This is a genomic window from Streptomyces sp. NPDC001292 (assembly GCF_042896465.1).
Classification (GTDB): domain Bacteria; phylum Actinomycetota; class Actinomycetes; order Streptomycetales; family Streptomycetaceae; genus Streptomyces.
On record NZ_JBIAXG010000056.1, the window covers coordinates 13,710 to 27,728 of the forward strand.

General features: G+C 69.7%; 9 protein-coding genes and 3 pseudogenes. 5 read left to right on the top strand and 7 right to left on the bottom strand.

The window, feature by feature from the left end; genetic code table 11:
• Positions 1-34: 34 nt before the first annotated feature.
• The 4 genes from ACFY4A_RS36860 to ACFY4A_RS36875 form a co-directional block, all read right to left on the bottom strand.
• Entirely contained in the window at positions 35-2,992 is a 2,958-nt protein-coding gene (locus ACFY4A_RS36860; protein WP_390833677.1) for an aminotransferase, read from the bottom strand.
• 63 nt (positions 2,993-3,055) lie between these two features.
• Positions 3,056-3,496, bottom strand: coding sequence for an Lrp/AsnC family transcriptional regulator (locus ACFY4A_RS36865; RefSeq protein ID WP_390833678.1), 441 nt, complete (start codon positions 3,494-3,496; stop codon positions 3,056-3,058).
• Positions 3,497-3,769: 273 nt separating this feature from the next.
• Positions 3,770-4,453 (bottom strand): ABC transporter ATP-binding protein, encoded by a 684-nt coding sequence (locus tag ACFY4A_RS36870; protein ID WP_390833679.1) that lies wholly within the window; start codon positions 4,451-4,453, stop codon positions 3,770-3,772.
• Positions 4,450-5,538 carry an ABC transporter permease gene (locus ACFY4A_RS36875; RefSeq protein ID WP_390833680.1) on the bottom strand — a complete coding sequence of 363 codons (1,089 nt, stop codon included), beginning with the start codon at positions 5,536-5,538 and terminating at the stop codon, positions 4,450-4,452. Before ACFY4A_RS36875 ends, ACFY4A_RS36870 begins: the two co-directional genes overlap by 4 nt.
• Positions 5,539-5,709: 171 nt before the next feature.
• Between ACFY4A_RS36875 and ACFY4A_RS36880 the strand changes: the two genes are divergently transcribed.
• The 3 genes and pseudogenes from ACFY4A_RS36880 to ACFY4A_RS36890 all read left to right on the top strand — a co-directional run.
• Entirely contained in the window at positions 5,710-6,936 is a 1,227-nt protein-coding gene (locus ACFY4A_RS36880; RefSeq protein ID WP_390833681.1) for a sensor histidine kinase, read from the top strand.
• Entirely contained in the window at positions 6,933-7,622 is a 690-nt protein-coding gene (locus ACFY4A_RS36885) for a response regulator (RefSeq protein ID WP_390833682.1), read from the top strand. The genes ACFY4A_RS36880 and ACFY4A_RS36885 overlap by 4 nt, the downstream gene beginning before the upstream one ends.
• Positions 7,623-7,828: 206 nt before the next feature.
• Positions 7,829-7,909, top strand: a pseudogene (locus ACFY4A_RS36890) (hypothetical protein); the annotation flags it as partial.
• A 144-nt stretch (positions 7,910-8,053) separates the two neighbouring features.
• On the opposite strand, the pseudogene ACFY4A_RS36895 reads toward ACFY4A_RS36890, so the two are convergent.
• Positions 8,054-10,517: pseudogene (locus tag ACFY4A_RS36895) on the bottom strand (SpoIIE family protein phosphatase).
• Positions 10,518-10,568: 51 nt separating this feature from the next.
• Complete coding sequence (locus ACFY4A_RS36900; protein ID WP_390833683.1) at positions 10,569-10,982, bottom strand: XdhC family protein; 414 nt, start codon at positions 10,980-10,982, stop codon at positions 10,569-10,571.
• Positions 10,983-11,065: 83 nt separating this feature from the next.
• Here ACFY4A_RS36900 and ACFY4A_RS36905 point away from each other — a divergent pair, with 83 nt between their 5' ends.
• Both ACFY4A_RS36905 and ACFY4A_RS36910 read left to right on the top strand, forming a co-directional pair.
• The gene (locus ACFY4A_RS36905; protein WP_390833684.1) at positions 11,066-12,859 is read left to right on the top strand and encodes an FAD-dependent oxidoreductase; all 1,794 of its coding nucleotides are present in this window, start codon (positions 11,066-11,068) and stop codon (positions 12,857-12,859) included.
• A 256-nt stretch (positions 12,860-13,115) separates the two neighbouring features.
• Positions 13,116-13,799, top strand: a complete 684-nt coding sequence (locus tag ACFY4A_RS36910; protein ID WP_390833685.1) for a maleylpyruvate isomerase N-terminal domain-containing protein — start codon at positions 13,116-13,118, stop codon at positions 13,797-13,799.
• 19 nt (positions 13,800-13,818) lie between these two features.
• Here ACFY4A_RS36910 and ACFY4A_RS36915 read toward each other — a convergent pair.
• Positions 13,819-14,001, bottom strand: a pseudogene (locus ACFY4A_RS36915) (IS630 family transposase); the annotation flags it as partial.
• Between the last annotated feature and the right edge of the window lie 18 nt (positions 14,002-14,019).

The following is a 14,019-nucleotide window of genomic DNA, read 5'->3' on the forward strand; positions in this document are numbered from 1 at the left end:
GCGGCGATGGGGCCCGGCAGCGCTCCGACAGGGGTCAGCAGGAGTAACCGAGTTGAACCAGGGCACGGTCCAGCATGTCGACGAAGAAGTCCACCGCGGTGGCGTCGATGCACAACGGAGGCTTGATCTTCAGGATGTTGAGGTGGTCACCGGTCGGCTGTACGACCACGCCGAGGTCGAGCATCCGGTCACAGAGTTCGGCGGTCTCTTCCGTGGCGGGTTCCAAGGTGACGCGGTCGCGGACGAGTTCGAGGCCGAGGTAGAGACCCGAGCCGTGGACGGCGCCGATGATGCCGTAGCGGTCGGCCAGTGCCTCGAGACGGCTCTTCAGACGGCCGCCGACGTGCGCCGCATTGCCTTGGAGGTCCTCGTCGCGCAGGGTGTCCAGGACGCTGAGGCCCACGACGCTGGAGACTGGGCTGCCACCGGTGGAGGAGAAGAAGTAGCCCTGGTCGCGGTACCGGTCGGCAACGGTTTTGGACGTGATGACGGCGCCGAGTGGGTGGCCGTTTCCCATGGCCTTGGCCACGCAGACGACGTCAGGGACGACCTGCTGCTGCTCGAAGCCCCAGAACCAATGTCCCAGACGGCCGTAGCCGACCTGGACCTCATCGGCGACGGCCAGGCCACCGTGACGGCGGACCGCGGCGTACACCTCGGCGAGATAGCCGTCGGGCAGGGCCACTCCCCCGGCGTTGCCGTAGAAGGTCTCGCTGACGAAGGCCCCTGGCGGGCGGCCGGATGCGGCCAGTTCGTCGATCACCGCGACGGCCTCGGGCCCGTAGCGCACGGCGTCCGCCCCGCGGTGCCGGCCGCGATAGGAATTGGGCGAGTCCACTGTGTGGACCCAGCTCGGACGGGTGGCGAGGGCGTTCGGGTTGTCCTGGAGCGAGGTGGAGACCGCGTCGGAGGCGTAGGTCCAGCCGTGGTATGCCTCGCGCAGTGCGACGACGTCGTGCTGTCCAGAGGCACCGATGGCCAGCCGGAGGCCCAGATCCACCGCCTCGGAACCGGAGTTGACCAGGAACACCGTGTCCAGAGGCTCGGGCAGGAGGGCAGCGAGGCGTTCGGTGAACTCCACCACCGAGGCGTAGTGGAATCGCGAGTTGGTGTTGAGCCGTCGCAGCTGCCGGGAGACCGCCTGCTCGACGCGAGGGTGGGCATGGCCCAACGGAGTGACGTTGTTGACGATGTCGAGGTAGGAGCGGCCGTCGGTGGAGAGCAGATGGTGGCGCCAACCACGCTCGATGCGGGGCGGGTTGGCGTAGTAGTGCTCCTGCACGGTCGCGAACACGGCGTCACGTCGGTCGAGCAGGTCCATCTGCTCCGCACGGTCGGCGACCGGGAGACCGATGAGCGGGCCGGGGTCGGCAGTGAGCGCGAGCCAGCCGACGGCGTACTCGGGGCGCACCAATGGAGGGACGGAAGGGCTGTCGGCGTTGCGCAGCGCAATGTGGACCGAGGTTCCGGAGGGGAGCTGCGCGAGATCCCCGCCCGCCTGGACCGTCGAGCCGGCGGTGACCACGGGGTGAACCATGCGGGGGAAGGACAACGTCAGCACCTGCGGGCCGTAGGTGATCTCCACACGGCCCGGTGCCGTGGCGAGGACCGTCCCTGCGGCGGGAGCCTGCACCACGGCGGCCCGGCCGTGCCACAGGTCGATGCCGGTGGGCACCGTGGCAGCAGAAATGGCTGACAATGCCGGAGTCTGCGTGAGTCGTGCATGCCCGTACCGGGTAGCAACCGCAGTTGCTCCGTCCGCGAGCGCGGAGGCCGACAGCCGGCCCTCGATCCCGGCTTCGAGCCAGGCTCCCTGGTCCATGGAGTCGGCGCCGGTGGACAGGTCGAGGAGGGTGATGTCGTCGGCGGCGAGGCCTCGCAGCAAGGAGTGCACCGGTGAATCGGCTCGAGCGGGCACGTCGGCAAGCCCGATCGCGTCCTTGATGAGGTGGATCATCACCGGAAGTGGCAGGCGGGTGGCCTGCTCGAATATGCGCCACTCGCGGTCGAGCGCGGCCTCGGCGTAGGCGTTGTCCTCGTCGACCGCAGCCTGGTGGCGCCCGCTCGCGACCAGGCCGGCGGCGCGCAGGACCACGAGCGGCCACAACGCCTCTGCCTCCTCCGGGGAGAGCGGCCGCACGGCGTGGAAGGCCCGGACGGCGGGCAGCACGTGGTGGGGCTCGACACCGTCGTGGTGGAGCATCGAAGAAAGTGACACGGCGAGTTCGCCCACCGCCCAGCTCGTGGTCACGTCACCGAAGTCGATGACTCCGTCGGGCATGGGCAGACGGGCGTCGGGAGAACAGATCAGATTGTCGTCGGTGAGGTCGAGGTGCACGGCCTGCGACGGCAGCACGGCGGCAAGCTTCTGGACCTGCGCCCAGGCGTCGGCGGTCGCGGCGCGGATGGCGGTGCGCCGGTCGGGCTCGTCGATGTGCTCTGCGAGCTTGGCTACGACGCGATCGGCGTGCTGCAGGTCCCACTGCAGAACACGTTCGAGGCCCGGGTGCCGGAAGTCACGCAGGGCGGTGCTGACCTTTCCGGCGATCGTGCCCATGGCCGCCACGGTGCTCGGGGACAGGTGCCGTGGTCCCGAGAGCGGGCCGCCGGGCAGGTATTGCAGTAGCCGCGCGATGGCCGACCCGCTCTCGGTATCCACCATCGTGCAGTACGGGGAGCCGTCGGGGTGGCGCAGGACGGTGGCGATGCGCAGTTCCGGGTGAGCCGCGGCGATCAGGTCGGCGGCGGTGTCCTGGGCTTCGATCTCCGTAGGGCCGAAGGCGGGGTTGGCGATCTTCAGAATCGCCAAGGCCGCCCCGTCATCGGCGCACAGCAGGAAGTTGGCGTCCTGCTGGCTTCCCAGCGCCTTCGCATGAGCGTTCATGCCAAAGCTTTGGACGGCAATGCGCTCTGCCTGAGCGGGTGTCACCTGTGGTACGCGAAGCGCGTCCTGGGTGAAGAAGTCGATGGTGCGGTACTCGTCGTGCAGCATGCAGAGTTCCTCGGCTGGTGTGGAGCGTGGTGTGGGCAGGCTGGGCGCGGACGCTCGGATGGCTCAGTCGACTTCCCACAAGAAGCGGTGCGTGTGAATCGCGAAGTAGGGGAAGCTCTCCACGGATGCGACGCCCTCGACTGCCCGTACGACGTCGTTGATGAAGTCCAGAAGATCACAAGGGCGACTGCACACGACCTCGGCGAACAGGTCATATCTGCCAGAAGTCAGGACTGCGTACACGACTTCTTCGTACCGGGCCAGTTCATCGGCCACCGCCCGGGAATCGCCCCCGATGCGTAGGCCCAGGAGAGCCATCGTCTGCCGGCCCATGGTCATCGGGTCGGTCACCCCGACGACCTGGACCGCCTTGGTGTCCACCAATCGCTGCAGCCGGAGCCTTGCGGCCGAAGGCGACAACCCCACCTTCGGCCCCAGCTCCGCGTAGGGGATGCGACCGTCGACCTGCAGCTCCCGCAGGATGGCCCGGTCGATGTCGTCCATGAAACTAAACACCTCTCCCTTCTGCATGAACGGCAAGCTATACAGTCGTTTCAAGCACAATGACGGATCAGCGCGCTCGAATCAACCGTACTGACAACAGAATCGAGCGAATCTGGGTCAGGACTCGATCCGCTATCCACAGCAGTGATCCGCACCGGATCGTCGAGGCCGGAGCCCTCTGGGTGAGGGCACCGCCCACCTACTGAAGTCCTGTGTCCGCATCACACGCATCCCGGTTGGAGCATTCATGACCCCGCATCGCAACGGCGAAGTTCACTGGGCCGGCGTGGGGAGGTGGAGGCGTCCGTCATGGACTTCGGCGATTTGGTCGACGGCGGTGAGATGGGCGCGGTCGTGGGTGACCAGGACGGTGGCGGTGCCCTGCTGGTGGGTGAGGTGGGTGATCAGGTCGATGACAGCGGCGCCGCGTTCGTGGTCGAGGGCGCTGGTGGGCTCATCGACCAGGAGGACGGTGGGGTTGTTCATCAGGGCACGGGCGATGTTGACGCGCTGGCGCTGGCCGCCGGAGAGCTGGTGGGGGCGTCGGTGCGCGTGATCGGCGAGGCCGACGGCGCCGAGGAGTTCCATGGCCCGGCCACGGTCCTTGGTAAGGGAGCGGCCGTCGATGTGGGCCATGACCTGGAGTTGTTCCACGGCGGTGAGGGAGGGCAGCAGGTTGGGCTGCTGGAAGACGATGCCGATCTTGTGACGGCGCAGGGCGGTGAGTTCGCCGCGGGTCATGCCGGTGGTGGTGATGCCGTCGATGGTGACGGTGCCGGCATCCGGGGTGACGAGGGTGGCGGCGACAGCCAGCAAGCTGGACTTGCCGGAGCCGGACGGTCCGACCACGGCGGTCAGGCTGCCTCGGGAGACGTCCAGGGTGACGTGGTCCAGGGCGGTCAGGCGGGTTTCACCGTCGGGGTAGGTGAGGGTGATGTCGGTCAGGTGCAGGCTCATCGGGCGTTCCCCAGGGCGGTCAGCGGGTCGACGGAGGTGATGCGGCGGATGGACAGGGCGGCCCCTAGCACGCCGAGCAGGATCATCACCGCAGCCGGGAAAAGGACGGTGGCGGGAGTGAGGAGGAACGGCACGGCCGAGCCGGAGACGATGGAGCCCAGGGCGGCGGCGATGCCGGTGCCGATCAGGGTGCCGCCGGCGAGCAGGACGACGGCCTGGCCGAGGGCGTCCTTGAGGAGGTGGGCGGTGGAGGCGCCCAGGGACTTGAGGACGGCGACGTCGCCGCTGCGCTGGATGGTCCACACAGTGAAGAAGGCGCCGATGACGAGTGCGGAGATGGCGAACAGGAAGCCGCGCATCAGCTGCAGGGAGCCGTTTTCGGAGGTGTAGGAGCCGATCGCGGACAGCGAGTCGTCCTTGGAGACCGTCTTCGTGCCCGCAGCTTGGTCGACGGCCGTCACGTCGGCACCGGGGGCGGTGTTCAGGGCGATCACGGTCGCGGTCCGGCTGTCGCCGATGCCGGTGGGGGGTGCGGTCTGGTGCCAGACGTCGAGGCTGGTCCAGATGACCGGGGTGTGGCTGAAGTAGGCATCGCCCTGCACGGCGGCCACAGTCAGGTCCTGCCCGGCCAGGGTGAAGCTGTCGCCGGGCTTGAGGCCGAGGTCGTCGGCGGCCGTGGCAGACAGCACCGCCGCGCTGTCACTGATTCCGCTGCTGCCCGGAGCGAGGTGGGAGCCTGGCCGAACACCGAAAACGGAGACCCCGGCGCTGTTGCCACCGGCGGTGGCTCTGGTGGTGGTGATGCCGAGCGGTTCGGCCCTGGTGACGCCGGGCGACCTGGCCCATTGCTGCCACTGCTTCTCGGTGACAGCGGAGTTGGCGTACGACAGGTCCTGTTCGCCGTCGGGCGCATTGAAGGCGATCTTGTCGGCGGGCAGGCCGGTGATCGCGGAGATGTTCTGCTGCCCCAGCCCGGCGGTCAGCCCGGACAACAGCCCGACCAGCAGGTTGATCAGCACGATGACGGTTCCCATGAGGGCGAAGCGCCCCTTGGCGAACTTCAGGTCTCTCCAGGCGACGAACACGGCCTTGACTGTCCTTTCCGGCGGCCGACGTGGTATGCCCCCACTGTCGTCCTCAGCTCCCTGCGTGGGCATCTGGCGGGGGACGACATTTCGCGGATCGGAAGGCAGCACGCGGATTCCAACTTTCGATGGAGGCCACGCAAGGGTCTGCTTCCTTAGTCTGGAAGGACTGTGAACACCACTGCCCCCACCCTCACCCCGACCACCCGGGCCTTGACCTGGTGCCTGCACCTGCTGGTCATCGGCCTGCTCGCCCTGGCCGCCGGCCGGGCCGTGACCGACAGCCGACCGCACGCCGGGTTGATCGTCGCAGCGGCGACGGCATGCGCTCTGGTGTACGCGGCCGGGCCCCTCCTGCCTCGCATCCGCCTCTCCCGGTGGGCCGCCGCCTGGTGGCTGGCCGCCGTGGGTGTCGTGTGGCTGGTGCTCCTGGGCCTGTCCCCTGACGGGGTGTGGGTAGCCTTCCCCCTGTACTTCCTCCAGCTCCACCTGCTGCCGCGCCGCGCCGGACTGACCGCCGTGGCCGCGACCGCGCTGGCGGCGATCATCGCCTTCGCCGCCCATCAGCGCTCCTTCAGCCCGGCCATGGTGATCGGCCCCGGGCTCGGCGCCGCTGTAGCGGTGGCGGTGGTGTGGGGGTACGAGGCTCTGTACCAGGAGAGCGAACGCCGCAGGCGTCTGATCGAGGAGCTCACCGTCACCCGCGCCGACCTGGCACAAGCGCAGCACACCGCGGGCGTGCTGGCTGAACGCGAGCGTCTGGCCCGCGAGATCCACGACACCCTGGCCCAGGGCCTGTCAAGTATCCAGTTGCTGCTGCGCGCCGCCGAGCGTGCTCTGCCCGGCCGGCCCGATGCCGCCGTCCGCCACGTGGAGGCGGCCCGCCAGGCCGCGGTGGACAACCTCGCCGAGGCCCGCCGCTTCGTGGCCGCCCTCACTCCGCCCTCCCTGGACGGCACCACCCTGGTCGGCGCGCTGGAACGCCTGTGTGCCGCCACCAGCGCCCGCCACAAGATCACCGCATGCTTCCACCTCACCGGCGACCCGGCGCCGCTGCCGACCGAGCACGATGTCGCCCTGCTGCGCATCGCCCAGTCCGCCCTCGCCAACACCGTCCGCCACGCCAACGCCACCACCGTCCAGACCACACTCAGCTACCTCGGCGACCACGTCACCCTGGAAGTCGTCGACGACGGCGTCGGCTTCGACCCCGACCAGTTGCCCGCCACCGACCCCGAAAGCGGTGGCTTCGGCCTGGCAGCCATGCACGCCCGCATGCACGCGCTCAGTGGCACCCTGACCATCGAATCCGCCCCCGGCCAGGGCTGTGCCCTGGCCGCCCAGCTGCCCCTCGCCCCACCCGCCGAGACCGAGACCGAGACCCAGGCCCGCCCATGACCGACACCCCCATCCGCCTGCTCCTGGCCGACGACCATCCCGTGGTGCGCGCCGGGCTGCGCGCCGTGCTGGAAACCGAACCCGACCTCGTGGTCGTGGCCGAAGCCGCCACCGCCGAGGACGCTGTCGCCCGCGCCGCCGCAGGCGACATCGACGTCGTGCTGATGGACCTGCAGTTCGGCAAAGGCATGGGCGGCGCCGAAGCCACCGCCCGGATCACCGCCCGATCAGACGCCCCCCGTGTTCTGGTCGTCACCACGTACGACTCCGACGCCGACACCCTGCCCGCCATCGAAGCCGGCGCCACCGGCTACCTCCTCAAGGACGCCCCTCCCGAGGACCTGGCCGCCGCCGTGCGTACCGCCGCCGCCGGCCGCACCACCCTCGCACCCACGGTCGCCGAGAGACTCATGAACCGGCTGCGCACTCCCGGCACCGCCCTGACACGGCGCGAGACCGAAGTCCTCTCCCTGGTCGCCGAGGGCCTGTCCAACCAGGACGTCGGCCACCGCCTCCACCTCACCGAGGGAACCGTCAAATCCCACCTGGCCCGCATCTACACCAAACTCGACGTCGACTCACGCACCGCCGCCGTCGCCACCGCCACCAACCTCGGCCTCATCCGCCGCTGGCCAGCAAGAAACGGTTGTTGCGACTCCACTCTCGCCCCGCGGAGAACCGACTGACCGACGGGACGTGCGGCCGGCCGCTGACCTGAGTCGGAGATTCGTCGTCGGTGCGGTGTGAGTGGTCGGGTCCGAAGATTCCGCCGTTGTCGGTGACCGATGCCCAGCGGGCCGTGCTGGCGGGCTGGGTGTGTCGTCATGCGACGGCCCAGGCTCTGGCCCAGCGGTCGCGGATCGTGCCGGAGTGCGCCGACGGGCACCCGATCATGGAGGTGTCGCGCCGGCTGCGCATCTCCGCGGACACGGTCCGCACCTGGCGGCGGCGCTTCCTGGAGTGCGGCCTGGACGGCCTGTCCAACGAGCCGCGGCCCTGGGTCCCGCGGAAGATCACCGACGGGGACGTCGAGCGGGTCGCCGTCAGGACGCTGGAGGAGAAGCCGAAGAACGCCACCCACTGCACCGAGCGACCGCGGACAGTGGTCGGTACCAGGTCACACAACAGGCTCCGTGAGGGACTGCTCGGCCCAGATGACCTTGCCCTCCGGCAGGTAACGGGTGCCCCAGCGCCGGGTGAACTGGGAGATCAGGAACAGGCCGCGGCCACCCTCGTCGGTCGTCTTCGGATGGCGCAGGTGCGGGGCGGTGGCTCCGCCGTCGAACACCTCGCAGATCAGGGACCGCTCCAGGATCAGGCGCAGCCGGATGGGACCGACGGCATGCCGCATCGCGTTGGTGACGAGTTCACTGACCACGAGCTCGGTGGTGAAGGTCAGCTCGTCCAGACTCCAGGCGGCGAGCTGCCGGGTGCTCATTCTGCGAGCCTCGGCGACGACCACCGGGTCGGTGGGCAGGTCCCAGGTGGCGACCTGCTGGGTGCCGAGGCGCCTGGTGCGTGATCAGCAGGGCCGCGTCGTCGTGCGGGCGGACGGGGACCAGTTCGTGGGTCACGGCGCGACACTGGTGGTCGAGTGAGGGGTCGGCGCGCTCCAGGTGGCGACGCAGACGCTCCCTCGCCACGCCGGGGTCAGTGTCCGCGTCGCCCTGCGCCTTGAGGAGGCCGTCGGTGTGGAGGGCGATTACGGTGCCGTCCGGCAGGTCGAGTTCCACTGCCTCGAAGGGCGGGCCGCCTACGCCGAGGGGTGGTCCGACCGGCAATTCGGCGAACGTGACTTTGCCGTCGGGGCTGATGAGCGCCGGCACCGGGTGTCCCGCGCTGGCCATGGCGCTTCGACCAGTGACCGGATCGTAGATCGCGAACAGGCAGCCGGCGCCAACGGCCCGGCGGCCGCCGGCGGCCGGAGCGCCGGATTCGACGTTCTCGTCCCGTGCGGCCTGGGCGACCAGGTCGTCGAGGTGGGCGAGCACCTCCTCGGGAGACAGATCCAGGTCGGCGAGGGTGCGTACGGCAGCGCGCAGCTGTCCCATCGCCGCGGCCGCGTCGATGCCGTGACCGGGGACCTCGCCCACCACCAGCGCGACCCGCGCTCCGGACAGTGGGATGACGTCGTACCAGTCGCCGCCGAGGCCGGTGAGCTCGTCGGCCGGCCGGTAGCAGGCGGCCACCGCCACCGCGTCCTGTTCCGGGAGCCGGTGCGGGAGAAGGTTGCGCTGCAGAACGAGGGCCGCGTCGCGTTCCCGGGTATAGCGGCGGGCATTGTCGATGCAGACCGCCGCACGGGCCACGAGGTCTTCCGCCAGGTTGAGGTCTTCCTCGCAGAACGCTTCCTGATGCTCACGCCGGAAGAACGTGGCGACACCCAGCATGATGCCCCGCGCCTGGATCGGCACGATCATCACGCTGTGCAGGCCGAGACCCAGGAACGTGGCTTTCCGTTCGGCCGGACGGCCTGCCGCCCACAGCGGGGCCAGCGGGTCCAGCCGCTCTTCCCGCCAAGAGCTGCCGCTGGTCAGGCAGCGGATCGGTGGCGAGCCGACCAGGTAAGAGGCCGCGGCACCGATGTCCACGACCGCTTCGGGAACCCCGTCTTTCGTGGACTGGTGCCCGGCGCGGCGAAGTGACGCGAGGTCGTAGTCGCTCAGCGGCCCCGGCGGGGGCTCCATGCCGCTCAGCACAGACTCCAGCAGGTCCACGGTGACGAAGTCAGCGAGCCCGGGGACGGATACGTCGGCCAGTTCCTGAGCGGTCCGCGTCACGTCCAGCGAGCGTCCCATGCGCTGGCCCGCCTGGTCGAGTAGGGCCAGCCGCTGCTGGGCGCGGTAGCGCTCGGTGATGTCCTCGACCGTGTAGAACACTCCGACGGGGTGCCCGTGGTCGTCCTCCAGTCGGGTGAACGATATCGAGTACGCCGTCTCCCGGTGCGGGGCCGCCCGTACCCGGCCCACGGTCTCGAAGGCGAGGACCGGTTCGCCGGTCTTCAGGACCCGGCGCATCCGGGCCTCGTACCCCTCGGCGTCGAGTCCGGGCTGGACGTCGGCGAGCCGCTTGCCCAGTCGTTCGTACGGAGCGCCTCCGCCGAACCGGGACAGGGCTGCATTCGACCACACGTACCGCAGGTCGGTGTCCAGGATCGCTATGCCCACCGGGGACTGGGACACCATGCGTTCGAGGATTCCTCGGCTCATCCCCCATCCCGGAGCACCGTCCAGTTCCTGGAGGAGCACCAGCCACCGATCCTGGCCGTGCACCTCCGGGGCCAGGACGATCCGCACCATCAGCCTGACGGGGTGCCCGTCGCGGTGCCGGGCCGTCAGCAGCCCGATCCATCCTGCGTTCGCGCGGCACCGCTGGGCCAGCTCGGGTACACGCGCCGCGTCGTCGGGCATCAGCAGCTCCGCCGCGGGCCGGCCGACAGCCTCGGAGGCCGGATACCCGAGCAGGCGTTCCACGTCGGGGGTCCAGCTGGTCACGGCCGCGTGGGCGTCCAGCAGCAGCGGTGCGGCATCCGCCACATCGAATCGCTGCCGGGTGACGTCATGGTCATCTTGAAGCCCCACAGCGGCACTCCCCATCCCTGCGAGCCGTCGGCCCCGCGTCCGATTCTTCCATCAAGTGGATTTCTGTACGGCTCTTTCACCATATGCGACGTCCAACTGCGCGGTGGGAGCGGTTGCTGTCAAAGGCTGAAACCGGGGGGATCGGCCCCGTCCGGTCGGTCTGTCGGTCAGCCGGAGTCCGCAGCCGCCGCCCTTCAGGGCGATGATCTCGGCCGCGATGGAGACGGCGGACTCCTCCGGGGTCCGGGCGCCCCGGTCCAGGCCGATCGGGCTGGAGAGCCGTTCCAACTCGGTCTCGATCAGCCCTGCCTCCGTCGGCCGGTTCCACCGGCCCCGGTGGGTGCGTCGGGAGCCCAACGCGCCGATGTGACCGACGTCCGGCAGGCGCAGCGCGACCTGCAGCAGGGGGACGTCCATGCCCGGGTCAGCCGGGAGGGGAAACGCCGCCGAGGTGGTGCCGTCCACAGCCACCAACATTGTGAGGATGCAGTGGGTGACCGAACCACGACCTGTCGCCGAGTCGCCGCTCTCCCTAACCTCCCGTATCCATGACAACAGAACACCAGGGAACAACCCGCAGACGATTCCTCACGGGTGCGGGGGTTGCGGCGGGCGCCCTCGCCCTGCGGCCGGGCCCCGCCGCTGCCGCGGCCTCCGCCGGCAAGCACGTCGCCGTCCTCGGCGGCGGCGTCGCTGGACTCAGCGCCGCCCATGAACTCGCCGAACGCGGCTACACCGTCACCGTCTACGAGTACTACGACGTGCTCGGCGGCAAGGCGCGCTCGATGAACGTCCCCGGAACCGGCACGGGCGGCCGCAGACCCCTGCCCGGCGAACACGGCTTCCGTTTCTTCCCGGGCTTCTACCGGAACCTGCCGGACAGCATGCGCCGCATCCCCTTCCCCGGCAACGCAGACGGCGTCCACGGCAACCTCCGCAGCGGCACCGAGGCGCTCTTCGCCCGCGAGGCGGGCCGCCCGGACCTTCACTTCCCCCTGCGACGGGTCGCCACCCCGCCCGCGCCCGGCGACATCACCCCGTCGTGGATCCGCGACCAGATCCTCTCCGTCCTGGACCTGGGCAGCCGGCTCCCCGCGAACGAGGCCGCCTACTTCGCCGACCGTGTCCTCGTCCACCTCACCAGCTGCGACGCACGCCGCGAGGACCAGTGGGAGAAGACTTCCTGGTGGGACTTCATCCGCGCCGAGCGAATGAGCGAGGAGTACCGCACGCTCCTCGGCATCGGACAGACCCGCAACCTCGTCGCCACCCGCGCCCAGGTCGCCTCCACCCGCACCGTCGGCCGCGTCATCATCGAGGCGCTGCTGCTGTGGGGTCTGCTGGGCCGCGGCATGGACGGCGACGCCGACATCGACCGGGTGCTCAACGCCCCTACCAGCGAGGCGTGGATCGACCCCTGGTCCGCACACCTGCGCTCTCTGGGCGTTCGGTTCGTTCTCGACACCCAGGTGCAGGAGGTGCTGTACGAGGGTGGACGGGTCACCGGCGTGAGAGTCTCGGCCCGTGACGGCAGCGGCGAACGCACCGTCACCGCCGACCACTACGTCTGCGCCATGCCCGTCGAGCACGCCCGGCGTGCGTGGGGTGCCGCCCTGCGCGCGGCCGACCCACAGCTCGCCCGGTGCGACGCGCTGCAGACGGACTGGATGACCGGTGTGCAGTTCTATCTGCGCACCCCGACGCCCGTCGTCCACGGGCACATCAACTGCCTCGACTCGCCGTGGTCGGTGACGGGGATCGGGCAGGCACAGTTCTGGGACGTACGGAACTTCTCGCAGGACTACGGCGACGGACGCGCCCATGACTGCCTGTCCGTCATCGTCTCGGAGTGGGACAAGCCGGGGATCCTGTACGGCAAGACGGCCCATGAGTGCACGCGTGAGGAGATCGTCGAGGAGTGCTGGGCGCAACTGAAGGACGCCCTGAACGACTCCGGTAAGACGACGCTCACGGACACCGACCGGCTCGGCTGGTTCATGGACCCGGCCGTGACAGGGCTCGGCGGCCCCGATCCGCAGAACCGCGAGCCGCTCCTGATCCATCCCACGGGCACGCTCTACAACCGCCCGTCGGCGAAGACCGCCGTGCCGAACTTCTTCCTCGCCGGCGACTACGTCCGCACCGACGTGGACCTGGCGACGATGGAAGGCGCCAACGAGTCGGCGCGACGGGCCGTCAACGCGCTGCTCGACCAGGACGGCTCGGACGCCGACCGGTGCCGGATCTGGGAGCTGTACCGCCCCCAGGAACTGGAGCCCCTCAAACGTATCGACGAGGTGCGCTACCGGCTCGGCCTGCCCAACACCTTCGACCTGGGATGAGGAGGAAGGCCGCGCCCCGAACGGCTGCGGCCCTCCCTCTCTGCGCGCTCCGGGCCGCGTGCGGTCAACGCACGGCAGGAGAAGGCCTGCCAGCAAACAAAGCACGAAGCCGCCGCAGGACGAGCCGTGCAGGTGCAGCAGCAGAATCCACAGCAGGCTCTGCCCTTCGTCGTCACCGATCTCGCGCACGCGCATACGTTCAGACAGCATGACAAAAGGAGGGCGTGACTCCTTCCGGTCGCGGTACGGTCCTGCCATGTCCCGATCAGCCGAGACTGGCCTCTCTCCGATCCTTGTTACTGCGGACGACCTCGACCTTGCCGTGCAGCTCGCTGTGACGGTCCTTCGCGAGGCGCCGCCAGCCGCGTGGGACGGTAAGGCCGGTTCGCTGGAATGGGACTGCTGGGAGACCGTCGAGCACCTCAGCGACGACCTCTTCGCGTACGCCGTGCAACTGGGCCCCAAAGCACCGCCGTTGGACGGGGAGGTGCCCTTCGTGTGGGAGAGCCGACGGCCAGGCGGCCCGGCGAACGCCATTCACGCGAACCGCGAGGCGGGTCCCGCCGGCCTGTTGCAGGTGTTGGAGGCGAGTGGTGCGCTGCTGGTCGCCATGGTGCGCACGAGGCCGCCGCAGACCCGCGCCCACCACGTCTTCGGCACTTCCGACCCCGAGGGCTTCGCCGCCATGGGAATCGTGGAGACCCTGGTACACACGCACGACCTGGCGCAAGGGCTCGGGCTCGCCTGGAACCCACCAGCCGACCTGTGCGCGCGAGTTCTCGCCCGGCTGTTTCCAGACGTACCGGAATCCACGAAACCCTGGCCCACCCTGTTGTGGGCCACCGGACGCGCCGAACTGCCCGGACGCCGTCGTCTGACCACATGGCGCTGGGACGGCGCACCCCGGGCCTGTGCTCAGCTGTCTCCGGCGAGAAAGTGAGGTTCGTCGGGCTGGGTGGTCAGGCCGCTGCTGAGAGCGGTCGGCCACCCCAGCGGATGCCTTTCTCGCTTCGGATGCGAGCGCGTTGCCTGGGTTCGGCGGCCCGGACGTCGCGGTGACGGGTGTTGTCGTTGCGCCGGCGCAGGTAGGCAGGCAGGGCCCTGGTCTGCGCGGTGCGATGGGGGTGGTTGAAGTTGCCGATGGCCACGCCTGCCCCGAG